The 26,263-nt window shown below is 63.7% G+C and carries 28 protein-coding genes, 1 tRNA gene and 1 pseudogene; 13 read left to right on the plus strand and 17 right to left on the minus strand.

All coding sequences use genetic code 11. The features are described 5' to 3' along the window. Window positions 1-256: 256 nt before the first annotated feature. Window positions 257-667, plus strand: coding sequence for a VOC family protein (locus AB4Y35_RS07830; RefSeq protein WP_368704009.1), 411 nt, complete (start codon window positions 257-259; stop codon window positions 665-667). A 17-nt stretch (window positions 668-684) separates the two neighbouring features. Here the strand turns inward: AB4Y35_RS07830 and AB4Y35_RS07835 are convergent, their stop codons facing one another. Then, window positions 685-1,239 (minus strand): YaeQ family protein, encoded by a 555-nt coding sequence (locus tag AB4Y35_RS07835; protein WP_368704010.1) that lies wholly within the window; start codon window positions 1,237-1,239, stop codon window positions 685-687. Window positions 1,240-1,483: 244 nt separating this feature from the next. Beyond that, window positions 1,484-1,825: a surface attachment protein Sap1 gene (gene sap1 / locus AB4Y35_RS07840; protein WP_368704011.1), complete on the minus strand. Its 342-nt coding sequence runs from the start codon at window positions 1,823-1,825 to the stop codon at window positions 1,484-1,486. 494 nt (window positions 1,826-2,319) lie between these two features. Between sap1 and AB4Y35_RS07845 the strand changes: the two genes are divergently transcribed. From AB4Y35_RS07845 to AB4Y35_RS07860, 4 genes are all read left to right on the plus strand, one after another. Then, complete coding sequence (locus AB4Y35_RS07845) at window positions 2,320-2,946, plus strand: LysE family translocator (protein WP_368704012.1); 627 nt, start codon at window positions 2,320-2,322, stop codon at window positions 2,944-2,946. Between the two features lie 207 nt (window positions 2,947-3,153). Further along, the gene (locus AB4Y35_RS07850) at window positions 3,154-3,318 is read left to right on the plus strand and encodes a hypothetical protein (protein WP_167334410.1); all 165 of its coding nucleotides are present in this window, start codon (window positions 3,154-3,156) and stop codon (window positions 3,316-3,318) included. Window positions 3,319-3,361: 43 nt separating this feature from the next. Next, complete coding sequence (locus tag AB4Y35_RS07855) at window positions 3,362-3,529, plus strand: hypothetical protein (RefSeq protein ID WP_165979377.1); 168 nt, start codon at window positions 3,362-3,364, stop codon at window positions 3,527-3,529. 135 nt (window positions 3,530-3,664) lie between these two features. After that, window positions 3,665-4,054: an ecotin precursor gene (locus AB4Y35_RS07860; protein ID WP_368695018.1), complete on the plus strand. Its 390-nt coding sequence runs from the start codon at window positions 3,665-3,667 to the stop codon at window positions 4,052-4,054. Window positions 4,055-4,111: 57 nt separating this feature from the next. Here AB4Y35_RS07860 and AB4Y35_RS07865 read toward each other — a convergent pair whose 3' ends face one another. The 5 genes from AB4Y35_RS07865 to mnmE form a co-directional block, all read right to left on the minus strand. After that, window positions 4,112-5,116 carry a S1C family serine protease gene (locus AB4Y35_RS07865; protein ID WP_368704629.1) on the minus strand — a complete coding sequence of 335 codons (1,005 nt, stop codon included), beginning with the start codon at window positions 5,114-5,116 and terminating at the stop codon, window positions 4,112-4,114. Window positions 5,117-5,501: 385 nt separating this feature from the next. Further along, window positions 5,502-5,738 carry a hypothetical protein gene (locus tag AB4Y35_RS07870; RefSeq protein ID WP_368704013.1) on the minus strand — a complete coding sequence of 79 codons (237 nt, stop codon included), beginning with the start codon at window positions 5,736-5,738 and terminating at the stop codon, window positions 5,502-5,504. A gap of 145 nt (window positions 5,739-5,883) precedes the next feature. Beyond that, window positions 5,884-6,078 (minus strand): hypothetical protein, encoded by a 195-nt coding sequence (locus AB4Y35_RS07875; RefSeq protein WP_028203247.1) that lies wholly within the window; start codon window positions 6,076-6,078, stop codon window positions 5,884-5,886. Between the two features lie 425 nt (window positions 6,079-6,503). Next, window positions 6,504-6,815 (minus strand): DUF4148 domain-containing protein, encoded by a 312-nt coding sequence (locus AB4Y35_RS07880; protein WP_069264556.1) that lies wholly within the window; start codon window positions 6,813-6,815, stop codon window positions 6,504-6,506. A gap of 157 nt (window positions 6,816-6,972) precedes the next feature. Next, window positions 6,973-8,373, minus strand: a complete 1,401-nt coding sequence (gene mnmE / locus AB4Y35_RS07885) for a tRNA uridine-5-carboxymethylaminomethyl(34) synthesis GTPase MnmE (protein WP_368704014.1) — start codon at window positions 8,371-8,373, stop codon at window positions 6,973-6,975. 362 nt (window positions 8,374-8,735) lie between these two features. On the opposite strand from mnmE, the gene AB4Y35_RS07890 reads away from it, so the two are divergent. After that, on the plus strand, window positions 8,736-9,155 hold the full coding sequence (locus AB4Y35_RS07890) for a helix-turn-helix domain-containing protein (protein WP_368689476.1): 420 nt from the start codon (window positions 8,736-8,738) through the stop codon (window positions 9,153-9,155). Window positions 9,156-9,290: 135 nt separating this feature from the next. Here AB4Y35_RS07890 and yidC read toward each other — a convergent pair whose 3' ends face one another. The 4 genes and pseudogenes from yidC to rpmH all read right to left on the minus strand — a co-directional run bounded on the left by yidC (window position 9,291) and on the right by rpmH (window position 12,080). Further along, a complete protein-coding gene (gene yidC / locus AB4Y35_RS07895) occupies window positions 9,291-10,967 on the minus strand; it encodes a membrane protein insertase YidC (RefSeq protein WP_368704015.1) in 1,677 nt (558 codons plus the stop codon). A 30-nt stretch (window positions 10,968-10,997) separates the two neighbouring features. Then, on the minus strand, window positions 10,998-11,228 hold the full coding sequence (gene yidD / locus AB4Y35_RS07900; RefSeq protein ID WP_028203242.1) for a membrane protein insertion efficiency factor YidD: 231 nt from the start codon (window positions 11,226-11,228) through the stop codon (window positions 10,998-11,000). A 203-nt stretch (window positions 11,229-11,431) separates the two neighbouring features. Further along, window positions 11,432-11,854 (minus strand): annotated as a pseudogene (gene rnpA / locus AB4Y35_RS07905) (ribonuclease P protein component); the annotation flags it as partial. Between the two features lie 91 nt (window positions 11,855-11,945). Continuing rightward, window positions 11,946-12,080 (minus strand): 50S ribosomal protein L34, encoded by a 135-nt coding sequence (gene rpmH, locus AB4Y35_RS07910; RefSeq protein ID WP_026120950.1) that lies wholly within the window; start codon window positions 12,078-12,080, stop codon window positions 11,946-11,948. A gap of 423 nt (window positions 12,081-12,503) precedes the next feature. Between rpmH and dnaA the strand changes: the two genes are divergently transcribed. The 3 genes from dnaA (at window position 12,504) to gyrB (ending at window position 18,050) form a co-directional block, all read left to right on the plus strand. Next, window positions 12,504-14,087, plus strand: a complete 1,584-nt coding sequence (gene dnaA / locus AB4Y35_RS07915) for a chromosomal replication initiator protein DnaA (protein WP_368704016.1) — start codon at window positions 12,504-12,506, stop codon at window positions 14,085-14,087. Between the two features lie 274 nt (window positions 14,088-14,361). Beyond that, window positions 14,362-15,465, plus strand: coding sequence for a DNA polymerase III subunit beta (dnaN, locus tag AB4Y35_RS07920; protein ID WP_028203240.1), 1,104 nt, complete (start codon window positions 14,362-14,364; stop codon window positions 15,463-15,465). Window positions 15,466-15,578: 113 nt separating this feature from the next. Then, window positions 15,579-18,050, plus strand: a complete 2,472-nt coding sequence (gene gyrB / locus AB4Y35_RS07925) for a DNA topoisomerase (ATP-hydrolyzing) subunit B (protein ID WP_368704017.1) — start codon at window positions 15,579-15,581, stop codon at window positions 18,048-18,050. Between the two features lie 76 nt (window positions 18,051-18,126). Here gyrB and AB4Y35_RS07930 read toward each other — a convergent pair whose 3' ends face one another. The 4 genes from AB4Y35_RS07930 to adh form a co-directional block, all read right to left on the minus strand. Further along, entirely contained in the window at window positions 18,127-18,798 is a 672-nt protein-coding gene (locus AB4Y35_RS07930) for a SagB/ThcOx family dehydrogenase (RefSeq protein WP_368704018.1), read from the minus strand. Window positions 18,799-19,379: 581 nt separating this feature from the next. Next, window positions 19,380-19,859, minus strand: coding sequence for a GyrI-like domain-containing protein (locus AB4Y35_RS07935; RefSeq protein WP_368704019.1), 480 nt, complete (start codon window positions 19,857-19,859; stop codon window positions 19,380-19,382). A gap of 103 nt (window positions 19,860-19,962) precedes the next feature. Next, window positions 19,963-20,343: a DUF779 domain-containing protein gene (locus tag AB4Y35_RS07940; protein WP_368704020.1), complete on the minus strand. Its 381-nt coding sequence runs from the start codon at window positions 20,341-20,343 to the stop codon at window positions 19,963-19,965. 102 nt (window positions 20,344-20,445) lie between these two features. Continuing rightward, window positions 20,446-21,966 (minus strand): aldehyde dehydrogenase, encoded by a 1,521-nt coding sequence (gene adh / locus AB4Y35_RS07945; RefSeq protein WP_368704021.1) that lies wholly within the window; start codon window positions 21,964-21,966, stop codon window positions 20,446-20,448. Between the two features lie 319 nt (window positions 21,967-22,285). Here adh and AB4Y35_RS07950 point away from each other — a divergent pair, with 319 nt between their 5' ends. Further along, window positions 22,286-22,480, plus strand: a complete 195-nt coding sequence (locus AB4Y35_RS07950) for a hypothetical protein (protein WP_368689468.1) — start codon at window positions 22,286-22,288, stop codon at window positions 22,478-22,480. 334 nt (window positions 22,481-22,814) lie between these two features. Beyond that, a complete protein-coding gene (locus AB4Y35_RS07955; protein WP_051481331.1) occupies window positions 22,815-23,072 on the plus strand; it encodes a hypothetical protein in 258 nt (85 codons plus the stop codon). Window positions 23,073-23,142: 70 nt separating this feature from the next. Here AB4Y35_RS07955 and AB4Y35_RS07960 read toward each other — a convergent pair. Then, window positions 23,143-23,218, minus strand: a tRNA-Lys gene (locus AB4Y35_RS07960). Window positions 23,219-23,495: 277 nt separating this feature from the next. Here AB4Y35_RS07960 and AB4Y35_RS07965 point away from each other — a divergent pair. Together AB4Y35_RS07965 and AB4Y35_RS07970 are read left to right on the plus strand one after the other, a co-directional pair. Next, on the plus strand, window positions 23,496-23,900 hold the full coding sequence (locus tag AB4Y35_RS07965; protein ID WP_028203232.1) for a PaaI family thioesterase: 405 nt from the start codon (window positions 23,496-23,498) through the stop codon (window positions 23,898-23,900). A gap of 48 nt (window positions 23,901-23,948) precedes the next feature. Then, the gene (locus tag AB4Y35_RS07970) at window positions 23,949-24,827 is read left to right on the plus strand and encodes a patatin-like phospholipase family protein (RefSeq protein WP_368704022.1); all 879 of its coding nucleotides are present in this window, start codon (window positions 23,949-23,951) and stop codon (window positions 24,825-24,827) included. A gap of 73 nt (window positions 24,828-24,900) precedes the next feature. Here the strand turns inward: AB4Y35_RS07970 and AB4Y35_RS07975 are convergent, their stop codons facing one another. After that, on the minus strand, window positions 24,901-25,914 hold the full coding sequence (locus AB4Y35_RS07975) for a D-2-hydroxyacid dehydrogenase family protein (RefSeq protein WP_069264581.1): 1,014 nt from the start codon (window positions 25,912-25,914) through the stop codon (window positions 24,901-24,903). Between the last annotated feature and the right edge of the window lie 349 nt (window positions 25,915-26,263).

A 26,263-nucleotide genomic window follows, 5' to 3' on the forward strand; every position in this document is an offset into this window, starting at 1 on the left:
CTCCTCCATGTCTCCTCCTGATATGGATTAAGCCCGCTCAATGCAGCGGGCTTTTTTTCGTCCAGCGTTTCCCTACGTCAACTCGCCCCACCCGCGGCGCGTCCCTCGCCTCAGAGCCTGAAGCTATTTTCCGCCGGTTCCCACGGTTCTGCTGCCCGCGATTCCGGTTCGCAAGGCTCGCTGAGATGCGCGCCTTCTGCGCAGCCCGGCTTGCACAGGTTCATCATGAGATTCTCAGCACGACCTCGAGGACGCCATGCGGATCCAGATTCGCGAAATCGATCACGTCGTTATCCGGGCGGCCGATGTGGCCGCCATGACGCGTTTCTATTGCGAAGTACTCGGTTGCCAGCCGGAGCGTGAACAGCGCGATCTCGGCCTGATGCAGTTGCGCGCGGGGCGCTCGCTGATCGATCTCGTGTCGATCGGCGGCCCGCTCGACCGGGGTTCCGGCGCAGCGCCGGCTGGCGCGAGCGGCAACATGGATCATCTTTGTCTGCGCGTGGAGCCGTTCGACGCCGAGGCGCTGACGTCACATCTGACGCAGCATGGCGCGCGTCCCGGCAATGCGGTCGAGCGCTATGGGGCGGAGGGTTTGGGGCCGTCGCTGTATCTGTTCGACCCGGAGGGCAACATGGTGGAACTCAAGGGGCCGCCGCACGCTTGAGGGCGCACAGCCGGCTTTCAGACGTTCTCGGGCGCCTTGAACACGCTCCATTCGACTGCCACTGGCTCGGCGCTCGTATTGCCGATCCACGCCGCGCCGTCCTGCACCGTGCATTGCAGGCGCATGGTGCGCTCGGCCAGCGCGCCGAGCGACGCGGCAACGCTCTCGCCCAGCGACCAGACCGTCACGTTGCGCAGGCGCTCGACCTTGTTGCGCACGCCTTGCCACCAGATGTCGGAGGTGCGTCCGCCGTAGGCGATCACGATGACCTCGCCCGCGCGCCCGCTTGCCTTGGCGATGCGGCGCTCGTCGGGCTGGCCAACCTCGATCCACGTTTCGATCGCGCCCGTGTAGTCCTTGCACCAGAGGTCGGGCTCGTCCGTATCGGACAGGCCCTTGCAGAATTCGAGCCGCTCGCCTGCAAACAGCGCGAACGCCGCGATGCGGACCATCATGCGGTCGTCGGTTTCGGACGGATGGCGCGCGATCGTGAGCGCATGGTCGGCGTAGTAATGCCGGTCCATGTCCGCGATCTGCAGTTCTGCCTTGTAGATGGTCGATTTGAGTGCCATACCGAATTCCGGTCTTGCGAAAGCCGCACATGATAGCGAAGTTTCTAGCAAGCCACGTGCCGGTCGAATGGACGCGCAGCGCGCGTCGCTGCGGTGCGCGATGCAATGCGGATGGTCTGACGGGAAAATGACGGGGGTTTGACAGCGGCGCGCGGCGAGTTGCATCGCGTCACGGCCGCGCGCCCGGCAAGCACGATGGCCCGGCGCACGTGCGTCGGGCCATGTCGAGAGGCGCGTTGGGAGCTTACTGCTTGATGAAGCGGTCCGTGGTCCAGAGACCTTGCTCGTCGCCGTTCGCGGCGTTGACGAACTCGACGTCGTGGCCCACCACCTGTACGACGCGGAACGACTGGTTGTCGGGCGTGGACAGACACTGGAATCCCGTGAAGTATTCCTGCATCTGCTGATGCTCGCCGGCCTGCTCGTGAAGCGCGACGGCGTCGAGCTTGTCTTTCGTGAGGCAGCCATAGGAGCCCGGCTTGAGCTGCACCGTTTGCTGCGGCTTGACACTCACATCCTGAGCCTGAACCGCGACGACGCAAGCGAGGCTGGCCGCCGCGACGACCATACCGGTTAGCTTTTTCATGATTGCCTCCTGCGGGTTTTTACTCAGGTTAGCTATGTATTTAACTCTCATGCCTCACCCGCGTCTTTAAACATAGAAAACTGCCGAAAGACTGCAAGCCCGACTTGTGTGCGTTCGCAACAGTCATGGAGGCTTGCAGCATGGTGTCGAGTGCCGTTATGTCTTTCAGCCTGGCGCTAAAGGGCGTCCAGCAGCACTCCGAAGCATCGATTACATCGTCCCGCGCCTTATCCGACAAGGCGCAGCCGGTTATAGCCAGGATAGGGAAATCAAGCCCGCTTTGATTTAAACGGTTTAATAGCTCGCCAGGCGACCAATGACGCGGCGCACCTAAAGTCCCGTAAGCGCCAACTGGAAACGCGCGCATTAATGGATTGGCGACAGAATAAAAACGATGCCAGATGCTCCATGAGCCTCTCGAAACGAACCCGCGCGCCCCGCTTGCATACGGCAAAAGTTCGTGGATAAATCGGGCTTCCCAATGGAGGAACCCCATGACTTTCGCTCACTGGCTGCCGTTCGCGGTCGCGTCGGCCATTCTCGTGGCCATTCCCGGCCCGACCGTACTGCTCGTCGTTTCCTACGCGCTTGGCCACGGCCGTCGCTACGCGCTCGCTACCACGGCCGGCGTCGCGCTCGGCGACTTCACGGCGATGACCGCTTCCATGCTCGGACTCGGCGTGATCCTCGCGGCTTCCGCCACGCTGTTCTCGGTGCTCAAATGGATCGGCGCCGCCTATCTGATCTATCTGGGCGTGAAGCTCTGGCGCGCGCCCGTTGGCGTTGGCGACGCGCCGGACACCTCCGAGACCCGCACCGGCCGCATCTTCGCGCATGCGTACGCCGTCACCGCGCTCAACCCGAAGAGCATCATTTTCTTCGTCGCGTTCGTGCCGCAGTTCATCGATCCGCATCTGGCCATGACGCCGCAGATCGTCGTGTTCGAAGCCACCTTCATCGTGCTGGCGACGCTCAACGCGCTCGCCTACGCGCTGCTCGCGGCGGCCGCGCGCCAGGTCGTGCGCAGCCCGCGCGTACAGCGCGCGGTCAATCGTACGGGCGGCACGCTGCTCATCGGCGCCGGGCTCTTTGCCGCCGCCTGGAGAAAGTCGGCGGCGTAAGCGGCGCAACCGGATCGACGGCGAGCTTGATGCGGGGCACGTCCCGAGCCCTGCGAACCCCGCCGCAAACCGGGCACGCAGGCTGCTCAGCGCGGGTTGTGATGGTTGGCGAACATTGTTTTCAAGCTTCAGTGCGCGCCCAATGTGCAAACTGTCGCGTCTTGGCTACAATGCAATTGCAAACCGCTTGACAACCAGGAGGTAATCGTGATCGAACACGTAATACTGGGCGCGTTTCTGGTGATTCCCCTTGTCATTGTCGTCTTCCTGTTTTCCGACGAAATCCTCGAGGAGCATCGACAGCGCGTAGAAGCGGGAGACGGACATCATATGGACTGGCGTCATCCGCTACGCAGCTTCCTGCATCACTGAGCGGGAGCACGCATCGCGCGGATGAACGCGCCGAAGCACATGGGTGGCACTCGTGGATTTCGAGTTCTCCTGGATGGCGTACTTCGTCGCCTTGTTCGTGCTGATGGTGCTATCCATCGCGCTCACCCTTCTCTGTCCGTCTGCCGGGCAGCGCGGTAGCACGCCGCGCACACACGAGGCAGACGCGCACGACGGCGAGCACGCACGCTGACGGGACTCGCTCCCGGCCAGCGCGCGCCGGCAAGCCACACCCCCCGTAATTCCGCGTTACCACTTGCAGCACCTGTATCCAGCAATCGGGCTGACAATCGCTCGCATGTTTTCAAAGGTTCTCAGGGAGAACGACATGCGAAAGATGGCAGCCGTTTTGGTGCTGGCGGGGTGTGCGGTGGCAGCTGGCCCCGCGAGCGCGCACGATCACGGCGGTGACGTGGTGGGTGCGCTGGTTGGCGGCGCGTTGATTGGCGCCGCGGTCGGCGCCGTGCTCAACAGCGGCCCGGCGGTGGCCTACCCGGCTCAGCCGGCCTATGTGCAGCCCGCGCCCGTGTATGCCGAGCCGGCACCGGTTTATGTCGCCGCCCCGGCCGGCGCGGCGTGTTACGACCAGTATTCGGGCCGCTACGTGCCCTGCGCACCGGCCCAGCCTGCACCGCCGCCGCCGCAATATGACGACGGCTACGCGCAGCCCGGCTACGGACAACAGCCGGGCTATGCCCAGCCCGGCGGCGGCTGGTAATGCCTGAAGCGGCGCACGCGACGGTGCGCCGCCGATCACCCCGGTTGCTCCTCGCGCCTAGCCCGTCTGCTCGACGGGCGTCACCCTCAGATTGAGTCGCTGCGTCAAGCGGATCACGCCGATTTCCACCGCGCGATCAATGCGCGAAACGTCGAAGAGACGTTGCAGCGTGTCGATACCGTCGACCGGCACGCCATCGATCGTCACGATCGTGTCGTCCGTGCGCAGACCGCCCAGCGCAGCGGGACTGCCCTTGACGATCTCCATCACCCGCACGCCGGTGGTCGTGCTCAAGTCGAAGTAACGCTGAACCTTGCGCGCGATCGGCACCGTGGTGCCGGCAATGCCGATATAGGCGCGCCGCACCCGGCCGTGCGCGAAGAGCTGCGTGATGACCCACTTTGCCGTGTCGATGGCCGTGGCGAAGCAGATGGCCTGCGCACCCGGAATGATCGCCGTATTCACGCCGATCACCTGACCGGCCGAATTGATGAGCGGCCCGCCCGAGTTGCCCGGATTGAGCGCGGCGTCGGTCTGGATCACGTCGTAGATCATGCGGCCGGACTCCGAGCGCAGCGAGCGGCCGAGCGCCGACACGACGCCCGTCGTCACCGTTTGCGCGAGGCCGAGCGGGCTGCCCACGGCGATCGCGATCTGCCCGACACGCAGGCCCGCCGAATCGCCGAGCTGCGCGTGCGGCAGCGCCTCTGCCGCGCCGATACGCAGCACGGCGAGATCCGTGCTCGGGTCGTCGCCGACGAGGTCGGCACTCTGCGTCGTGCCGTCCGCGAGCGTCACGCTCAGCTTGCTGGCGCCATGCACGACGTGGCTGTTCGTCAGCAAGTAGCCGTCGGGCGTGAACAGGAAGCCCGAGCCGCTGCCGCCGCGCGCGGGCGCCTGGCCCGATGCGCGGCGCTCGACGGCAATATGCGCGACGGCGGGCTGCACGCGCTCCAGCGCGCCGATCACGGTGCGCGAATAGGCGTCGAGGAGCGCGTCGTCGTCGAAGCCCGGGCGCTGGCCCGCGCCGTCGGGAGGGACGCCGCGAGCCAGATCGTCAATGAAGGAAGGTCGTCTGCCCACGATCTGAATCTCCGAAAAAAGTGGGCTGTACATGCAGGGGGCGCGCGACGTTTTCAAGAGCGCGCGCCGGGTCGGCCGGAACGTTAAGGATTGTCAAATCGGGGCGCAAAGCGTTGCTGCGCCTTGTGCGAGCCGCGAGAATGATATGGCGGCGACTAACCCTCGGCGCCGCGTAGGATGCCTAATGGCAAGCTCTTGACCGCGGCCCCTGCCGCGGTCTTTTTACGTCTGCCAGCCCGTTGGCGAGCGCCAAAAAAGAAAAAAGCCCGCTTGCGCGGGCTAATCCATGCTCGGGTGACATGGCGAGGTTAAGCGGGAATTCGCGGCGCGGGGCGCGCGCAAAGCAAACGTGTGAACCGGTGTGTCAGGCGGCCAGCGCCTCGCGCACCGTTGCGCCGCTCGCAGCCCGACGCGATTCGAGCTCGACCATGAGCGCGTCGACGGTGCGGAACTGGGACGGCGTAATCTGGACGAGGTCGAGCAACGCGCACAGGCGCGTGTACCAGTAATCGAATGAAAAGACGGCCGGCGTCGTGCCAGCGGCTAACGAGGGTGCCATCGCGCGCGTGATATGCGCGATCTCGTCGTCGATGAATCTCATGGTTGCCCCCGTGCGCTGGTCCAACGTCTTGTGAAAACGTGTCTCGCCACTTTAATTCGGCGGCGGCGCGTGTCCAGCTATCACATCGGATAGGTCAAGTTCAAAGGTCAGGCCTCAACCTTTCAGACGGCTTGTTACGGTCCCCTTAACGTCGCCAGCCGTGGCCGTAATAGCCGCCCACGCCAACCCCGATATCCACCGACGGCGCCGCATAGTAGCCCGGCGCATAGCCATAGCCGTAGGCCGGCGCAGGCGCGTACGCATACGGCGGCGCCACCACACAACCGGTGAGGCCAGCCGACAAGCCAACCAGAGCAATAACGCAGAAGAGTGTTTTCATCGTCGTTCTCCTATGCCACTGATTGTCGACGAGCCACGCCGCGGCAAGGGTTTGGAAAAGCAACGATGTGTGTCCACAAATTACAACCGCACACAGCGGCCGCTGGGCGCTTATGGAGTGAGACAGGGGCGTGTCAGCGAGCGAAAGCGTCGAGGCCCGCACAAAGCAATTGACTGCTTGGGGGCTGCTTGATAGATCGCACTACGAACTAAATGACCTGGCAGTTAGCTCGTAGTGCGCAGAGATGAGGCTGAACAAGCTTTGCTTTTGAGCAGCGTCGCCAGTTTGCTCGACGGTCGCTGGAAAAAGCGCCCAGGCCCGAAGGCCCGAGCGAAGCCGTCACGTCAACGACGGCGGAGGTATTCGTTCAGGTATGCGAAACGCCTGCGCGGGATCTTCGCAAGCGTTTCAGCAGTATTGCCGTGTTACGGATGGTTATACATCGCGTTCCAGTCGGCCTTGGGCACCGCCGGGCGGCCTGCATCCGAGTTGCCGGCTGCCACGCCGCCATAGCCGCTCGTTGCGCCGTTCGCGGCGGCTACCTTGGCTTCGGCTGCGAGAAGATCGTCGGGGTAGTGCGGGTCCGCCCCTGCGCCCGGATGCCAGCCCGCCTTCGCGAGCTGCTCGAGCTCGGCGCGCACCTGGGCGCGGGTCACGGGCGCATTCGATTGCGCGAACGATGCCATCGGCACCACGAGTGCAACGGCAACGGCTACGGTCTGGATCAGGGACTTCATGCTAACTACCTCCTTTGGCTTTTGATTCGGTGCGACAACGTGTCTGCATCCGATGAGCGAAAGTCTAGGAGGATTGCCGCCGAGGGTTAACCCTCGGCCTTCGAAGGGATTGTTCCAGGCTGAAGAAGAATGGGGTGGGGCGGTGCGCGCTTGCGGGTTACTTCCCGATACAAAAGCGGCTGAAAATCACCCCCAGCAGGTCATCGGACGTGAATTCGCCGGTAATCGAATTCAGCGACTCCTGGGCGAGCCGCAGCTCTTCGGCGAACAGGTCGAGCAATTGAGAATTCTGGTCGGCATGCGCCGCCGCCTGTGCGAGATGCTCGCGCGCCGCACGCAGCGCGATGAGATGGCGCTCGCGCGCGAGATAGACACTCTGCGCGTCCGCCTGCCAACCCGCAATGCGCAGCAGCTCGGCGCGCAGCAGGCCGACACCGTCGCCCTGTTTCGCCGAAAGACGCAACTCGCAAACATCGCTGCCGTTCTCGGCACGACGCTTCGCCACTTCGGGCGGCACACCGGTCAGGTCGGTCTTGTTGAGCACGCGTACGACCGGCACACCGGCGGGAAAGCGCGCGGCGATCACCTCGTCTTCAGCGTTCATACCCGTGCGCGCATCGAGCAGATGCAGCACCACGTCTGCGCGGCCGATCTCGCTCCACGTGCGCTCGATGCCGATCTTCTCGACCTCGTCCTCCGTGTCGCGCAAACCTGCCGTGTCGATGACATGCAGCGGAATGCCTTCGACCTGGATGGTCTGGGAAATCTTGTCGCGCGTCGTGCCGGCCACGGGCGTCACGATCGCGAGCTCCGCACCTGCCAGCGCGTTCAACAGCGACGACTTGCCCACGTTGGGCTGTCCCGCGAGCACGACCGAAAGACCCTCGCGTAGCAGCGCGCCCTGGCGCGCTTCGGAGAGCACGTGGTCGAGCTGCTCGCGAATGCGTGCGAGCTTGCCGCGGGCGTCCGCGGCCTCGAGGAAGTCGATCTCTTCCTCGGGAAAATCGAGCGTCGCCTCCACGAGCATGCGCAGCGTCACGACGTCGTCCACGAGCGCGTGAATGTCGCGCGAGAACGCGCCATCGAGTGAGCGGCCCGCCGAGCGCGCCGCCGCTTCGGTGCTCGCCTCGATCAGGTCGGCCACGGCTTCCGCCTGGGCCAGATCGAGTTTGTCGTTGAGGAACGCGCGCCGCGTAAATTCGCCAGGCTCGGCGAGGCGCAATCCGAACTCGCGGCCGGCCTCGATGCAGCGCTGCAAAACCAGTTGCAGCACGATCGGGCCGCCGTGGCCCTGCAGTTCGAGTACGTGCTCGCCGGTGTACGAATGCGGCGCGGGGAACGACAGCGCGATACCCCGGTCGAGCACCGTGCCGGCGCCGTCGAGGAACGGTACGTAGCTCGCGTGGCGCGCAACCAGCTCCTGGCCCGTGAGGGCCTGCATCAACGCAGCGGTCGCCGCCGCGCCGGCGCGGCCGGCTGAGACGCGCACGACACCAATCCCGCCGCGTCCGGGCGCAGTTGCAATGGCGACGATGGGATCGGTATCGGTGGCGAGCATGATGGGCGGACCGTAGAGCAGGGCTGGAATCGGGATGGAGTGCGGGGACTCGCTGCGGTCTTGCGAGCACTCGCAAAACGCGAGGCATTGTAACGTGCCGGATAGAGCGTTTTCCGGCTGGAAGCTCGGCTAAGAATCGTCTCGCTTTATCTTAATTTAGCTAAGATTAGTCTTAAGGAATTCTGTCAGATTTCAGAGAATTCGGGCGCTGGATCTCGCCGACGTCTTGCCACAAGCGAATTCGTGGAGATCTCGACCAAAGTCATACGGCAACCAGAAGCAGGTGAATTTTTACTTATGCGCGCTAAATGTAGCCTAACTGGTTGTCATCTTCGGCGATTTCGGGTTGCACAATCTGGCCCATGCCGACCTCCAACGAAAAAGCCGCTTTTGCCGAACGTCTCAGGTTCGCCATGAAGCGCGCGCCCGAAAAACTGCGCGGCAGCACCGACCTGGCGAACCGGTTCAATCTGCGCCATCACGGCGAGCATCCGGTTTCGCCGCAAACCGCTCACAAGTGGCTGAGCGGCCGCACCATTCCCACCCAGGACAAGCTGGAGACGCTCGCGAAATGGTTCGACGTGGACATCCACTGGCTGCACTACGGGCCTCCGGGCAATGCAGGCGCCGGCGTGCCGCGGCCACGCAAGCCCGACGGCAAATATCCAGTTTCCGAGGAAACGCTCGAACTGGCCTCGAAGATCGAGTCGCTCAGCGCCCATCACCGCTATCTCGTGCAAGAACTGGTCGCCCAATTCTACGGCGACGCGGACAAGAGCTAACGCGCACACCCGAACGCTGCGCTCTGCGCCGTCAAGGAAATGGCGCTCCGATCATGCAAAAAGCCGTCCGGTTCGCACCGGACGGCTTTTTTTCGAGCCTTGATTCAGGTGGCGGCATCACTGCCGCCCCGGCGCTCAGGCGAGCTTCTTCTTGCCCTTACCCATCATGCGCGTGATGTAGTACTGCTGCGCGATCGACAGCACGTTGTTCACGACGTAGTACAGCACGAGGCCGGCCGGGAAGAAGAAGAACATGACCGAGAACGCGATCGGCATGAACATCATCATCTTCGCCTGGACGGGGTCCGGCGGCGTCGGGTTCAGCTTGGTCTGCACGAACATCGAGACGGCCATCAGCACCGGCAGGATGAAGAACGGATCCTGCTGCGAGAGGTCGTGAATCCAGAGAATCCACGGCGCGCCGCGCATTTCCACCGACGAGAGCAGCACCCAGTACAGCGAGATGAACACCGGGATCTGGATCACCACCGGCAGACAGCCGCCGAACGGGTTCACCTTCTCGGTCTTGTAGAGCTCCATGAGCGCCGCGTTCATCTTCTGCGGGTCGCTCTTGAAGCGCTCGCGCAGCGCCTGCATGCGCGGCGTGATTTCCTTCATGCGCGCCATCGACTTGTAGCTGGCGGCGGAGAGCGGGAAGAACACGGCCTTGATGAGCAGCGTGAGCAGCACGATCGACCAGCCCCAATTGCCCACGTAGCCGTGGATCTTCTCGAGCAGCCAGAAGAGCGGCTTGGCGATGATCGTCACCCAGCCGTAGTCCTTCACGAGTTCCAGGCCCGGCGCGATGCCTTCGAGCATGCGCTCTTCCTGGGGACCCGCGAAGAGGCGCGCCTGCACGGTGTCCGTCGCACCCGGTGCGATCGTGCCGAGCGGCTGCTTCATGCCCACGCGATAGAGCGAGTTGTCGAACTTCTCGACGTAGATGCTGCGCTTGACGCCTTGCTGCGGAATCCACGCGGTCGCGAAGTAGTGCTGCACCATCGCGATCCAGCCGTTATCGGCCTGGGTCACGAAGTCGGCCTTGTTCTTGTCGATGTCGCCGAACGTGATCTTCTGGAAGTGATGCTCGTTCGAGTAAACCGCCGGCCCGATGAAGGTGTGCGAGAAGCGCGGCGTTTCGACCGGCTGGCTGTCACGCACGATTTCCATGTAGAGCGTGGGCGAAACCGGCGCGCCGCTGACGTTCTGCACCTTCCAGTCCACGCCGATCACGTAGCTGCCGCGCGTGAACGTGTAGGTCTTGGTGACCTTCACACCGCCTTTCTCGGGCGACTGCAGCGCGATCTGGAAGGAGTTGGCGTCGCCGGTCAGTTCGCGCGGGCCTTCGACTGCCGTGAACACGTCGTTGTGGTTCGGGAAGTCGCCGCCGAGCAGGCCGGTGCGCGCAAGGTACGTGTGGTCGTTGGTGTGGTCGAACAGCGTGATGTACTGGTCGGGACCCTTGCCGTCGGCGCTTTCCTTCAAGAGCGAAAGCTTCACGAGCGTGCCGCCGCGCGTGTCGATCACGCCGTCGTAGACGTCGGTGCGAAAGTGAACGAGTTGTGCTGCGGCTGCAGCCGGCTGGGCGGTGTTCGTCGGCGCCTGGCCCGCGGCGGCGGCGGCCGTCGGCAGGTCGGACGCGCCGTTGGCGGCGCTAGCCGGCGCAGGGCCGCTCGCGGCGGTTTGCGTCTGCGTTTGCGTCGCGTTCGGGAAGAACATCGACTGGCGTCCATGGTCGCGCTGCCAGTTGTCGTACAGCATGACAGCTGACATGAAGAAGATGACCCATAGGACGGTGCGTTTAATATCCATGCGTTGTCTCAGTGTCGATGGAATGGCGCGTCAGCGCTTTTTCGGAGATGCAGGCGGGACGAGATCGACGCCGCCCGCCGAAAACGGATGGCAGCGGCACAGCCGCCGCGCGGCGAGGTAAGTCCCACGCGCGGCGCCATGATACTGGATTGCCTCGCGTGCGTAATCCGAACAGGAAGGATAAAAACGGCACCGGCTGCCGAGGAGGGGACTCACGGCAAGCTTGTAGAAACGCAGCAGTGCGATCAATACCGTTTGCATGGCGTTGCGGCCTGGCTGCGCCGCGTTCGATGACGAACCACGTGCCGCTTGCGCGGCGGCGACGTCGGATATGCCGGACTCGCGCGCCCCGCTCATGATGCGCGGGTCTTGCTCTCGTCCGGCGGCAAATCTTTACTGGCCTGGGCCTGCGCCGGTTTCCCGGCTGCCTGCCCAGTTGGTGCCGCAGCCTGCGTTGCGCAAGGGGTGCGCGCAGATGTCGCAGGCACGGCGCCGCCACGCCGCGTGACTTCGCGCGCGGCCTTTTCGAGCAGCGTCTCGATCTCGCCGCGGCACAAAGCTTTGAGCCCCGGCGAAGACGCACCCGGCAGCGCCTTGCGGTCGAACTTCGTATGCAGGCGCAGCAGCAGGTCGAAACCTTCGAACTGCGCACGACGCACACGAAACGCTTCGCGGGCAATCCGGCGCACCAGGTTGCGCGTGACCGCGCGCGGTGCGTACTTCTTGCCGATCACGAGTCCGAGCCGCGCCTCGTTGCCGGTGGGCCGGCCGTACACGACGAAGTGCTCGGTGCGGCGCCAGGGGCGCAAACGAAAAACGGATGAGAACTCATCCGTTTTCAGTAGCCTTGCGGCTTTCGGAAAAGCGGCTTGCGTTCGCGACGGCATGACGCCCCGATCAGTTACCAGGTTCGTCCTGTTCGCCGTGCTCGCGAGCGGGCCGCTACCCGTGATTTCGCTGATAGCGATGCTGCCCGACTTAGACGGCGAGGCGCTTGCGACCCTTCGCACGGCGTGCGTTGATCACTTTGCGGCCACCGGCGGTCTTCATGCGCACGCGGAAACCGTGGGTACGCTTGCGACGGGTAACGGAAGGTTGGAAAGTACGTTTCATGTTGCTCTCACTGTTGAGTTTTGACCGCGGCGAGCATCGCGGAAAAAGGCAATGGCCGGTGGTACTAGGGATTGGTTTTCGAGGAACCCGCTATTTAAGCCGGTTTTTCGTTGGCCGTCAATAGGTTAGGCGATCGAACCTTCCGGGACGGGCGCGCAGCGCCTGCATCGGCCGCGGCGAGGGCACGAACGAGCGTGCGTTGATCCGTCCCTGTGGATAACTTCCTGGTGAGGGGATTTCGGCGTTAGAATCTCGCCTATCCCAAGAATCCTGCATGCCGCTCCGGCCCGCCTGCTTGCCGCAAGACCTTTGCCGCGCGGGCTTCCGGAGCCATTGCCGTCGCCTCGTCAGGGCCTCGTCGCATCTGTGCGACAAGAGCGAAGCGACCGCAACGCATGCAAACAAAACGACCACAGCAACTCGATGAACGAATTCTGGCAACACTGTTCCGCACTACTGGAGCGTGAGCTAACGCCCCAGCAGTACGTGACGTGGATTAAACCGTTGGCCCCGGTTGCCTTCGATGCTGCGGCGAACACGCTGCAGATAGCCGCTCCCAACCGTTTCAAGCTCGACTGGGTCAAGAGTCAGTTCTCGGGCCGGATCACCGATCTGGCGCGCGACTTCTGGCAAACGCCCGTCGACGTGCAGTTCGTCCTCGACCCGAAGGCGGGCATGCGCGCGCCTCATGTCGCACCGGCACCCGCCGCCGCATCGCGCGCCCCGCTGGCTGCCGCGCCGGCGTCCGCGTCGGTCGTGAGCGCAGCCGCCGCGCCGCACCCGGCCGCCGTGACGGGCGGGACGGGACTCGCGGGCATGGTGCAAGCCGCGTCGGCCGCCGCCGCGCAGGCCACCGCCGATGACGCCGCCGACCTCGACCTGCCGAGCCTCGACGCCAACGAAGCCGCCGCCGGCCGCCGCACATGGCGTCCGGGCCAGGGCGCGGCCGCCGCCGCTTCGAGTGGCGAGCCCGACCCGACCTACGAGCGCTCGAAGCTCAACCCGGTGCTCACGTTCGACAACTTCGTGACGGGTAAGGCGAACCAGCTCGCGCGCGCGGCCGCCATCCAGGTCGCCGACAACCCCGGCATCTCATACAACCCGCTGTTCCTCTACGGCGGCGTGGGCCTCGGCAAGACCCACCTGATCCACGCGATCGGCAACCAGCTGCTGCTCGACAAGCCGGGCGCGCGCATCCGCTACATCCACGCCGAGCAGTATGTGTCCGACGTGGTGAAGGCCTACCAGCGCAAGGCGTTCGACGACTTCAAGCGCTACTACCACTCGCTCGACCTGCTGCTGATCGACGATATTCAGTTCTTCTCGGGCAAGTCGCGCACCCAGGAAGAGTTCTTCTACGCGTTCGAGGCGCTCGTCGCCAACAAGGCGCAGGTGATCATCACGAGCGATACCTATCCGAAGGAAATCTCGGGTATCGACGACCGTCTGATCTCGCGCTTCGACTCGGGCCTGACCGTAGCGATCGAGCCGCCCGAGCTCGAAATGCGCGTGGCCATTCTGATGCGCAAGGCGCAATCGGAAGGCGTGAGCCTGAACGAGGACGTGGCGTTCTTCGTCGCGAAGCACCTGCGCTCGAACGTGCGCGAACTCGAAGGCGCGCTGCGCAAGATCCTCGCGTATTCGAAGTTCCACGGCCGCGAGATCTCGATCGAGCTGACCAAGGAAGCGCTCAAGGACCTGCTGACGGTGCAGAACCGCCAGATTTCGGTCGAGAACATCCAGAAGACGGTGGCGGACTTCTACAGCATCAAGGTCGCCGACATGTATTCGAAAAAGCGCCCGGCGAACATCGCGCGCCCGCGCCAGATCGCCATGTATCTGGCCAAGGAGCTCACGCAGAAGAGCCTGCCGGAAATCGGCGAGCTGTTCGGCGGCCGCGACCACACCACGGTGTTGCACGCCGTGCGCAAGATCGCCGACGAACGCACCAAGGACGCCCAGCTCAATCATGAGCTGCACGTGCTCGAGCAGACGCTGAAGGGGTAATACGCATCAGGCGGCAACGGAATGGCGGGGCGGACGTCGCATCCCGAAAGGTTTGCCTTGTTTATTTCGCGGATCGCCCCCAATTTAGGGAAGTGGTCCGTTTTCAGGCACAATATGGGTTTAACCGCCCGGCGGTCCGGGGCGGGAACCACGCCGCGGCCTGTGCTGCATCAACCGCCTGAGCGGCGCCAAAGCCGCGTGACATTCGTGGGGTCACGTCGGCAAAACCGGCGCCAGGCGGGCGCGCAGTCCGTCACATCAACGAAGGAACTCTATGCAACTGGTCAAGACCGAACGCGATAACCTGCTGAGGCCGCTGCAAACGGTGAGCGGCATTGTCGAACGCCGCCACACGTTGCCGATCCTCGCCAATCTGCTGATCACCAAAACCGGTTCCGACGTCTCGTTCCTGTCGACCGACCTCGAGTTGCAGATCACCACGACCGCCGACTTCGGCGTTGGCAACGACCAGGTTGCCACGACCGTCGCCGCGCGCAAGCTGCTCGACATCCTGCGCGCGATGCCCGACGGCCAGGTCACGCTCACGCTCGCGGACAAGCGCCTCACGGTGCAGTCGGGCAAGAGCCGCTTCGCCCTGCAGACGCTCGCCGCGGACGAGTTCCCCACGGTGGCGCAGGCGAAGGACTTCGGCGCGAACCTCGCGGTGCCGCAGAAGACGTTCCGCCAGTTGCTCGGCATGGTGTATTTCGCCATGGCGCAGCAGGACATCCGTTACTACCTGAACGGCATGCTGCTCGTCGTGGACGGCGACCAGCTCATGGCAGTCGCCACCGACGGCCACCGCCTCGCGTTCTCGTCGATGAAGATCGAAGGCTCGTTCGCGCGCCAGGAAGTCATCATCCCGCGCAAGACCATTCTCGAACTCCAGCGCCTGCTCGAAGACATCGACGACGTGCTGAAGATCGACATCGGTTCGACCCAGGTGAAGTTCACGTTCGGCCAGGTCGAGCTCGTCTCGAAGCTCGTGGAAGGCAAGTTCCCCGACTTCCAGCGCGTGATCCCGAAGGCGCACAAGAACACCTTCCAGATCGGCCGCGAAGAACTGCAACGCTCGCTGCAACGCGCGGCGATTCTCACGTCCGACAAGTTCAAGGGCGTGCGCTGCATCATCGAGCCGGGCCAGCTCAAGATCATGTCGACCAACGCCGACCAGGAAGAGGCGCAGGAAGAGCTGGAAATCGCCTACCAGGGCGACACCATCGACATCGGGTTCAACGTCACGTATCTGCTCGACGTACTCGCGAACCTGAAGGTCGACACGCTGGAAGTGAGCCTCGGCGACGCCAGCTCCAGCGCGCTCATCACGATTCCCGAGAACGAGGAATTCAAGTACGTGGTGATGCCGATGCGCATCTAAAAAGCGCGACAGAAGAAGAACACCAGGGGGCGCTGCGCCCCTTTGGCGTTTTTATGGCTTTTTGAAAGAGTCTCGAGCAGTAACACAGGCAGTACGCAGAACCGGAAAATTCCATGACTGATACGAACAACTCGCAACCCGACAACAGCTACGGCGCCTCGTCGATCCAGATCCTCGAAGGTCTGGAGGCCGTGCGCAAGCGCCCCGGGATGTACATCGGCGACACGTCGGACGGCACCGGTCTGCACCACCTCGTCTTCGAAGTGCTGGACAACTCGATCGACGAAGCCCTCGCCGGCTACTGCAACGACATCCACGTGGTGATCCACGCGGACAACTCCATCTCCGTCACCGACAACGGCCGCGGCATTCCCACGGACGTGAAGATGGACGACAAGCACGATCCGAAGCGCAGCGCCGCCGAAATCGTGATGACGGAACTGCACGCGGGCGGCAAGTTCGACCAGAACAGCTACAAGGTCTCGGGCGGCCTGCACGGCGTGGGCGTGTCGTGCGTGAACGCGCTTTCGAGCTTCCTGCGCCTCACCGTGCGCCGCAACGGCAAGAAGCACTTCATGGAATTCCACCGTGGCGTGCCGCAGAACCGCATCCTCGAAGAGCGCGACGGCCACGCGATCTCGCCGATGCAAGTGCTCGGCGACACGGAAAATCGCGGCACCGAAGTGCACTTCATGGCCGACGAGACGATCTTCGGCAGCGTCGAATATCACTACGACATTCTCGCCAAGCGCATTCGCGAACTCTCGTTCCTGAACAACGGCGTGCGCATTCGCCTGACCGATCAGCGCACCGGCAAGGAAGACGACTTCGCCTTCGCGGGCGGCGTGAAGGGCTTTGTCGAGTACATCAACAAGGCCAAGCAGGTCCTGCACCCGAACATCTTCTACATCTCGGGCGAGAAGGAAGGCGTGGGCGTCGAAGTGGCGATGCAGTGGAACGACAGCTACAACGAAAGCGTGCTGTGCTTCACGAACAACATCCCGCAGCGCGACGGCGGCACGCACTTGACCGGCCTGCGCGCGGCGATGACGCGCGTGATCAACAAGTACATCGCCGACAACGAAATCGCCAAGAAGGCCAAGGTGGAAACCTCGGGCGACGACATGCGCGAAGGTTTGTCGTGCGTACTTTCGGTGAAGGTGCCGGAGCCGAAGTTCAGCTCGCAGACGAAGGACAAGCTGGTTTCCTCGGAAGTGCGCGCGCCGGTCGAAGACGTCGTGGCGAAGGCGCTCGAAGAGTTCCTGCTCGAAACGCCGAACGACGCGAAGACCATTTGCGGCAAGATCGTCGACGCCGCACGTGCGCGTGACGCTGCGCGCAAGGCGCGCGAAATGACGCGCCGCAAAGGCGTGCTCGACGGCGTGGGCCTGCCGGGCAAGCTCGCGGACTGCCAGGAAAAGGATCCGGCGAAGTCGGAGGTCTATATCGTCGAGGGCGATTCGGCAGGCGGCTCGGCCAAGCAAGGCCGCGATCGCAAGTTCCAGGCGATCCTGCCGCTGCGCGGCAAGGTGCTGAACGTCGAGAAGGCCCGCTACGACAAGCTGCTGTCTTCCGAGCAGATCGTCACGCTGATCACCGCGCTCGGCTGCGGCATCGGCAAGGACGACTACAACCTCGACAAGCTGCGCTATCACCGCATCATCATCATGACCGACGCGGACGTGGACGGCGCGCACATCCGCACGCTGCTGCTCACGTTCTTCTATCGCCAGATGCCGGAGATGATCGAGCGCGGCTACGTGTATATCGCGCAGCCGCCGCTGTACAAGCTCAAGGCCGGTAAGGACGAGCGGTATCTCAAGGATGATTCGGAGCTCAACGCGCATATGCTGCGCCTCGCGCTGCAAGGCTCGGAGCTCGTGCCGAACGAGGGCGCCACGCCGATCTCCGGCGACGCGCTCGGCGAACTCGCGCGCTCGTACCAGCTTGCGCGCGGCGTGGTGGATCGTCTGTCGCGTCTGTACGACGAGCGCGCGCTCGAAGCGATCATGGACGGCGTGGCGATCGACCTGTCGAGCGAAGCCTCGACCGAGGCTTCGGCGCGTGCGCTCGAAGCGCAGCTGCGCGACGATCCGCTCAAGCCTGAAGTGAGCGTGGTGCCGATGTACGATCAGGTGCGCGAGCAACGTTCGCTGCGCGTGGAGCGCCGCCATCACGGCAACGTGAAGGTCTCGGTGATCGACGAGGAGTTCCAGCTCACCGCCGACTATCAGCAGCTCGTGAACACGGCCAATACCTTCAAGGGCTTGATCGGCAAAAACGCCGTGATCAAGCGCGGCGAGCGCAGCATGGCCGTGAACGACTTCAAGAGCGCGATGAAGTGGCTGATCGCCGACGCCGAGCGCAACGTGTCGAAGCAGCGCTATAAGGGGCTTGGCGAGATGAACCCCGGGCAGCTGTGGGAAACGACGATGGACCCGACGGTGCGCCGTCTGCTGCGCGTGCAGATCGAGGACGCGATCGCCGCCGATGGCATTTTCACGACGCTCATGGGTGACGATGTCGAACCGCGTCGCGCGTTTATCGAAAGCAATGCGCTGCGGGCGGGGAATATCGACGTTTGATCGTCTGCTGCTGTCATTGAACAACAAACGCCCGGTTTCCCGGGCGTTTGTTTTTTGTACGGCCGCACGCCGCAACTCAAACCGGTAACCCCACCGGGATGACATAGACGACGCTCTGCCCGGCAGGCAAACCGAGCGCGTGCGCTGCCTGCGGCCCATCGACCGCGCCCACGGGCACGGCGACGAGCCCGAGCGCAGCGGCCTGCAGCAGCATGTTCTGGGCGGCGTGCCCGGCCTCCAGGTCGCTATACACGCCGGCTCTCCCCCCATACCGCTGCTTGAGCCGGCCGGGATCGGCAGCCACCACGATCAAGGCTGGCGCCGCCCCGACAGACGCCTGGTTGAGTGCAAGCGCTTGCAGCTTGGGGCGCATATCGGGCGTCGCTCGCGTCTGCGCGCGGTGGCCTTGAGGCACGTAGTGCATCACCTCAGCTGCCGTCACCATGTAGAGTTCAAGCGCATACAAGGCGCCGGCCGAAGGTGCCGCGCGCTTGCCGTCCGGGCTGGTGATGCCCTGGCCGGCCCACAGCAGCTGGCCGATGGTCTCGACAGGCAGCGCGTCGGAGCGGAACCTGCGCACGGACCTGCGCCGCTGGATGGCATCCTCGAGAGAGACCGTGCCGGAGACTTTGGGCTTGGGCAGTTCGATCTCGTCGGTGTACTTCGCCGGGCTCGCCTGTGCCTGGCCGGTGGAAACCTGGGTCATTGCGCCCGCAGCCAGCGCGGCCAGCAGTTCACGGCGTTTCATCCGGCGCCTCCATGAGTGACGGAGCAGGCCTCGATGGCCTTCGCGATTCTTACTATTTCACCTTTTCGAGCGACACTCGGGCCATGGCGCAATTTGATCAACAGTCACCACTGGCCCACTCGCAGAAGTTATAGACCGTAAATTCGAGATTGCGAGGTCCGATTCAACATCGCGATTTTCACTAACGAAACAGCGCCCATAGAGGCGCTATTTTTTCGTCTGGAAGACAGCAGGAATTCGCGTTCTGCACTATCCACAGCCCCCAGCGGATAACCGCCGGAAAACCCCCGGAAATCACTGTGCATGAATCGGGGATAACTTCGCCTGCACGCAAACTGTGGAAAAGTTGCCAGCAGCAACCTGGCGTTGTCCCGTTAACGCCCGCAAGGTTATGGTTTTTCCACAGCCTTGTTTACTCAATAGTTTTCCGGGGTTATCCACAGAATACCCAGGGGCTTGTTAACTATTACTACGTTTACGTATACATACGTTATTAAAACCTTAGAATCCTCGCACCGGAAACGAAGATGCCGCCGTAAGACAGCCCGGCGGCATCGTTCAACCCGTGCGAATCGCATACCTCATGCGAGGGGGATATAAAGCTCCGTCTTCAGGTCATCCGGCGCTGCCTCATCGGGCGTATTCAGATAAACCTCGAACGATGGCGCCGAAAAGTCCGGCGTGCGTCCGAGCTTATTCAACCCTTCGTTGTAAAACCACATCCACACCTGGCCCAGCCCTTGATACGGCCCCTTGTACAGCACCATCGCGTGCTCGCCGCCGCGCAGCTGGAACTTCTCGACCGGCGCCACGACCTCCACATCGGTTTCGTGCCCCAGATGCAGCGCCGCCTTTGAGCGCAGCTTCGACTCGTCGACCGTATTGGGATCGTCGTAATAGATGCCGACCATCTTCGAGCCCGACGTGCGCACGTTGCGCTCGCCGAGCCATTGCGCGAGCGTGTAGAACGCGTCGCCGATCTTCATGTACGGACCCACGTGGCTGACGGCGAGCAGGTCCATCGGCTCGAGGGTGAGGAGTTTCACGTCGTGGTTTTGCATGATGGCGTCTCCTGGTGCGATGGCCGCGCGAATGCGCAGCGCCTGCGGACCAAGATAGCACCACGCTCCGTGCGACGTCCCTGGCGTGCCGGGCGCTCGAACCTCACAAGCTCACGCGCGTCACCGGATGCGCCTCGAGCCACGCGTTCTCTTCGTCGTCGTAGAGCCGCGAGCGCGTGAGAAAGCGCAGGCCCGTGGGTCGTTCGAGCGAAAACATGCCGCCGTTGCCTGGCACGGCGTCGATGATGAGCTGGGTGTGCTGCCAGTATTCAAACTGCGCCTGGGTCATATAGAACGGCATCCCGCCGATTTCTCCCAACTGCACGTCGGCATTGCCGACCATGAACTCGCCGACGGGAAAGCACATGGGCGCGCTGCCGTCGCAGCAGCCGCCCGACTGGTGAAAGAGCAGGGACCCGTGCTCGCGCGCCAACTGCTCGATCAGCGCGAGCGCGGCCGGTGTGGCGGTAACGCGTTCGACCATGTCGTGAGGCTCCTCTCAAGGTGCAATGACGGAGGCGTCGCGCGCGGCTGCGGCTGCTCGACCGCAAAACGCCGCGCGCGACGCACAGGGCACACCGTGCGATCAGAAGAACCCGAGCGGCTGCTCGCTATAGCTCACGAGCAGGTTCTTCGTCTGCTGGTAGTGGTCGAGCATCATCTTGTGGTTCTCGCGCCCGATGCCCGACTGCTTGTAGCCGCCGAACGCCGCGTGCGCCGGGTAAGCGTGGTAGCAGTTGGTCCACACGCGCCCCGCCTGGATCGCGCGGCCGAAGCGGTAGGCTCGCGTGCCGTCGCGCGTCCACACGCCTGCACCGAGGCCGTAGAGCGTGTCGTTGGCGATTTCGAGGGCTTGCTCTTCGGTCTTGAAGGTCGTGACGGACACCACGGGTCCGAAAATCTCTTCCTGGAAGATGCGCATCTTGTTGTGGCCACGGAAGACGGTGGGCTTCACGTAATAGCCGTCGCCGAGTTCGCCGGTGAGGCTGTTGCGCTCGCCGCCGATCAGGCACTGCGCGCCTTCCTGCTTGCCGAGGTCGATATACGAGAGGATCTTCTCGAGCTGCTCCTGCGAGGCCTGCGCGCCGATCATCGTCTTCGTGTCGAGCGGGTGACCCTGCTGGATCGCCGCGACGCGCTTGAGCGCACGCTCCATGAAGCGGTCATAGATCTTCTCGTCGATGAGCACACGCGACGGGCAGGTGCACACCTCGCCCTGGTTGAGCGCGAACATCGCGAAGCCTTCGAGCGCCTTGTCGAAATAGCTGTCGTCGTGGTCGAGCACGTCGGCGAAGAAGATGTTCGGGCTCTTGCCGCCCAGCTCCAGCGTCACGGGAATGATGTTCTGGCTCGCGTACTGCATGATGAGGCGGCCCGTGGTGGTCTCGCCCGTGAAGGCGATCTTGGCGATGCGCTTGTTCGAGGCGAGCGGCTTGCCGGCTTCGAGGCCGAAGCCGTTCACCACGTTGAGCACGCCGGCCGGCAGCAGGTCCTGGATCAGTTCGGTGAGCACGAGGAACGACGCGGGCGTCTGCTCGGCGGGCTTGAGCACCACGCAGTTGCCGGCCGCGAGCGCCGGCGCGAGCTTCCACGCGGCCATGAGAATCGGGAAATTCCACGGGATGATCTGGCCGACCACGCCCAGCGGCTCATGGAAGTGATACGCGACCGTATCGTGATCGATCTCGGAGATGCCGCCTTCCTGCGCGCGCACGCAGCCCGCGAAATAGCGGAAGTGGTCGGCGGCGAGCGGGATGTCGGCGGCGAGCGTTTCGCGCAGCGGCTTGCCGTTGTCGATGGTCTCGGCCACGGCGAGCTTGTGGAGGTTCTGCTCGATGCGATCGGCAATGCGGTTGAGAATGTTGGCGCGCTCGGTGGGCGAGGTCCTGCCCCATGCGGCCTTGGCCTTGTGTGCGGCGTCGAGCGCGAGTTCGATGTCGGCTTCACGCGAGCGCGGGATGGACGTGAACGCGTGGCCGGTGATGGGCGACACATCGTCGAAATACTCGCCGCCGAGCGGCGCGACCCACTCGCCGCCGATGAAGTTGCCATACTGCTTCTTGTACGGGAATTCGGTGGTCAGGAATTGCATGTCCGCGTGATTCATCTGCGTGCTCCTCTGTGTTCTCGATCTCGATATGGATGGACGCGGCGAGGCCGCGCTACCGCGGCACGCTAACGCGAGAACCATGCCAGCGCGGCGGCGCCTTCGGGCAGTCGCGGCCTGGCGCGTGCATGCCGCTCGAATGCGCGGCGCGCGAGCCTTCAGGGCCGCGAAAGGATTGCGTCAGGCCGGAACAGGAGCGCGGCCAACTGCTCAAGAAGTGAACAGCCTGGGAGCGCAATAGCGGCGGGAGTCGGAGATTTGCGGCGCGCGGGCCGTACTTGCGGTAGGCTTTGCACCCGTAACAGTCAGGAGAGTCTGCATGTCGAGTACATTTGTTTGCCGCAACCAGTCGTGCGGCACCCCGTGGGAACAGAACGAGGTGGTGATCAAGAACGAAGGGCAGGGGCCCTTGTTCCGGTGTCCGCTGTGCGGCGCCCGCAACTACCTGGAGCAGTTCGAAGACGACGATGGCAACGTTGTCTACGAACAGGTGGACGGCAAGCCGTTCCTCTGAGCGCTGGCGGCTAGAGGTTCTGGGCCGCGAGCATGACGCCGAAGAAGAGGCCGAAAAGCGAGGCGAGCGGATCGGCGTTCGATCGTCTGGATTCCGAAGCTTTTTGCCGTCCATGCCGTTACGGACCTGGCAAGCGTGGCAAGTGCATGACCGGCTTGCCGGCGAACGACGAAGCGCGAGAGTCGCGCCAGCGAGGAACCGCTTTCAGCGGCGTCCATCCCCAATTTAGTCGGACTATTTGTTACCTATCCATACGGGTAGGCTGGCGAGCGCCCCCGAGCGGCCTACAGTACTTCATACGATAAGAAACACGGCAGGACCAACGGGGATAGCCATGACATTCGTCGAACAGGAAATCGCGCACATCGCGCGCGTGATGCCGCCGTCGCTGGCTGGCGATTTCGAAATGCCGGTGATGGGTGTCGCGTACTGGCGCAAGCGCCTGCACGCGCTTCTGAAGCAAAACCATCTGACTCACGTTCAACTCTCGACCGTCGACACGCTGCTGCGCCAGCTCGACGGCTTCGAGGCGCTCGGCCGCTGGCTGCCGCGCCCGAAGCAGGCCTCGCGTCACGTGAGGCGCGTGAAGTAACTCAGGCCTGTGGCGGCGGAGAAATGCAAAAAGCCCGATCGCAAGGATCGGGCTTTTTGGCTGAATTCGCTGGTGGGGCGTGAGTGACTCGAACACTCGACCTACGGATTAAGAGTCCGCTGCTCTACCAACTGAGCTAACGCCCCCAACAGAAGAAAGATTATGCAGGACTTTTTTGGGCTTGGCAAGCCCCTTCTGCAAATTATCTGGAAATAGTTTGTCGATGCGGTGCAGGCTCCGTCTGCGAACGCGTTTGCCCCTTTACCACGGGGGCCTTGCTGTCCCGGTATGATGTCGCCACTCCTGGCATCAAGCCAGGTTTCAAGCCAGCCGCTGTGCACCGCCCGTTTGCCGAAGCCAAAGCTGGCCGAGGTCGGTGGCAATCGGCTGGAATCGTCGCACGGCAATCCACAAAGGCAAACGATGGACGACAACGCAATCGACGCGCTGCTGGAGCGCGTGCTGGCCCCGTGGGTGCGCGCGCTCGGGATGAAGCCCGTCGAGGTCTCGGAAGACAGCGCCACCTTGCGCCTGCCGTTTTCCGGCGAGCTGCGCCATTCGGGCGGCGTGATCTGCGGCCAGGTGTTCATGGCGGCGGCGGATACGGCCATGATCGTCGCGATCACGGCCGCGCTCGGCGGCTTCAAGCCCATGACGACCGTTGCGCTGAACACCAATTTCATGCGCGCGGTGCGCAAGGGCGACGTGCTCGTGACGGCGCGCGTGCTGCGCATGGGCCGCAATCTGGTGTTCGGTGAAATAGAACTCTACGACGAAGACGGCCGGATGGCCGTTCACGCGACCTCGACCTACGCGCTGCTCGATTAAGCTTGGCGCTTCCGATCGGTTTCGGTCGCTTCGAAGGACGCAGAAGGCATGTTCGATCAGATGGTTTTCGCTGGCGGCGGCAATCGCTGCTGGTGGCAGGCAGGGTTTTGGGACATCGTCCAGCCCGAGCTGCGCATTCGCCCGCGCGTCATTACGGGCATTTCGGCAGGCGCGGCCACCGCGTGCATGCTCTATACGCGCGACGCCGACTGGGTCATGCGTTATTACGAGGAAGCGCTGCGCCACAACAAGCGCAACGCCTACTGGGGCAATCTGCTGCGCGGCGAGTCGGTGTTTCCGCACTACCGCATCTATCGCCAGGCGCTGCTCGACATTTACGGCGAGCCGTTCACGCAGCTCCAGGACGCGCCTGAGATCCGCATCGGCGTGTCGCATGTGCCGCGTTGGCTCGGCGCGCGCAGCGCCGTGGCGGCCGGTCTCATCGCGTACAACATCGAAAAACACATCCGCAAGACGCTGCACCCCACGCTCGGGCGCAGGCTCGGGTTTCATCCGGAGTTCGTGACGGCGCAGGAATGCGCGAGCGTGGAGGACCTGGCCGATCTCATCCTGCAGTCGTCATGCACGCCGCCGTTCACGCCGGTGCTGCGGCGCGACGGCCGCCCGGTGCTCGATGGCGGCATGGTCGACAACGTGCCGGTCGGCGCGCTCGACGACACGCCGGGCCGTGTGCTGGTGATGGTGACGCGGCTCTATCCGCGTCCCCAGATGTTCGTGGTGCGGCATCAGGCAACGCAGGGCGTGCAGCAGCGCCTGTACGTGCAGCCGTCGGCCAGGGTGCCGATCTCGAGCTGGGACTACACGAGCCCACAGCAGATGCAGCATGCCTACAACCTCGGCCGCGTGGACGGCGAGCGTTTCCTCGCGCGCTTGCCCGAGGTCATGGAAGCGGCCGCTAACGCCTGAGCGCACGCGGCCGCATCGAAACCAGACGGAAAGTCGCACGAAGGGCGGCGCGCGCCGCCCCGTACCGCCGCGCTTACTTGCGGCGGCCGCCCTGCAGCGCTTCGGGGTTCGCGACGCTCACGTGATCGCCCGCGTCGAACGCGAGGATATTGCGGAACGCTCCGCCGAAGTACAGCTCGTAGCTCTCGCGCTCCACGTAGCCGATGTGCGGCGTGCAGATCACGTTTTCCATGCGCAGCAGGCTGTAGCCCTGCAGGATCGGCTCGCTCTCGTACACGTCGATCGCGACCATGCCCGGCCGGTTGTGCGCAAGCGCGCCGAGCAGCGCGTTTTCTTCCATCAGCTCCGCGCGGCTCGTGTTGACGAGCAGCGACGTGGGCTTCATGCGCAGCAGATCTTCCTGCTTGACGATCCCGCGAGTGTCATCGTGCAGGCGTAGATGTAGCGAGAGCACGTCGCTCTCCTCGAACAGCGCCTCGCGGCTTGCGGCGGCTTCGTAGCCGTCGGCGCGCGCCGCTTCGAGCGAATGCTCGCGGCCCCACACCAGCACGCGCATGCCGAAGGCCTTGCCGTAGCCGGCCACGAGCCGGCCGATCTTGCCGTAGCCCCAGATGCCGAGCGTTTGCCCGCGCATCACCTGGCCGAGGCCAAAGTTGGGCGGCATCGCCGAGGTCTTGAGGCCCGACTGCTGCCACGCGCCCTGCTTGAGGTTGGCGACGTACTGCGGAATGCGGCGCTGCGCGGCCATGATGAGCGCCCACGTGAGTTCGGCGGGCGCGACGGGCGAACCGGTGCCTTCGAGCACGGCGATGCCGCGCTCGGTGCAGGCCTCGATGTCGATGTGCGGACCGGCCTTGCCCGTCTGGCTGATCATGCGCAGATGCGGGAGCTTGTCGAGCAGTTGCGAGGTGATGCGGGTGCGTTCGCGAATCAGGACGAGCGCGTCGACTTCGGCGAGGCGGCTGGCGAGCTGGCCGAGGCCGCGCACCGTGTTGTTGAAAACCTTGACCTCGTGGTCGGCGAGCAGTTGAAAGCAGTCGAGCTTGCGGACGGCGTCCTGGTAGTCGTCAAGGATGGCAATTTTCATGGCAGCGGGTTGTTTTGCGTGTTTTGCATCGCGCCTTTCGTAGCGCGACTTCGGTGTTCATCTGGTGGTTATCCCACTATGCAGCGCCGGGAAGGCTGGTATGAATATAGGGAGCCTTCACGTCGCTCGCCGCGTGCGCAGCAGGCATTGCAATTGCGCAAGCCCGAAGCTACGCACGCAGGTTTTTGACGCGGTAATCAGCCGCGAATTTGCAACTTTTAACAGCTTGTCGGGCTCCGATGCAAGCCGCTTTACAGACGGTTTCGAACCCCAGGCTAAAGGACCTTGACGACCTGCCCAACTGCGCGAATCGATTCGCATGTTGATCTGCCATCGACATCCGGTTCGC

Origin of the sequence: Paraburkholderia sp. EG286A, from assembly GCF_040965375.1 — a bacterium.
GTDB lineage: Bacteria > Pseudomonadota > Gammaproteobacteria > Burkholderiales > Burkholderiaceae > Paraburkholderia.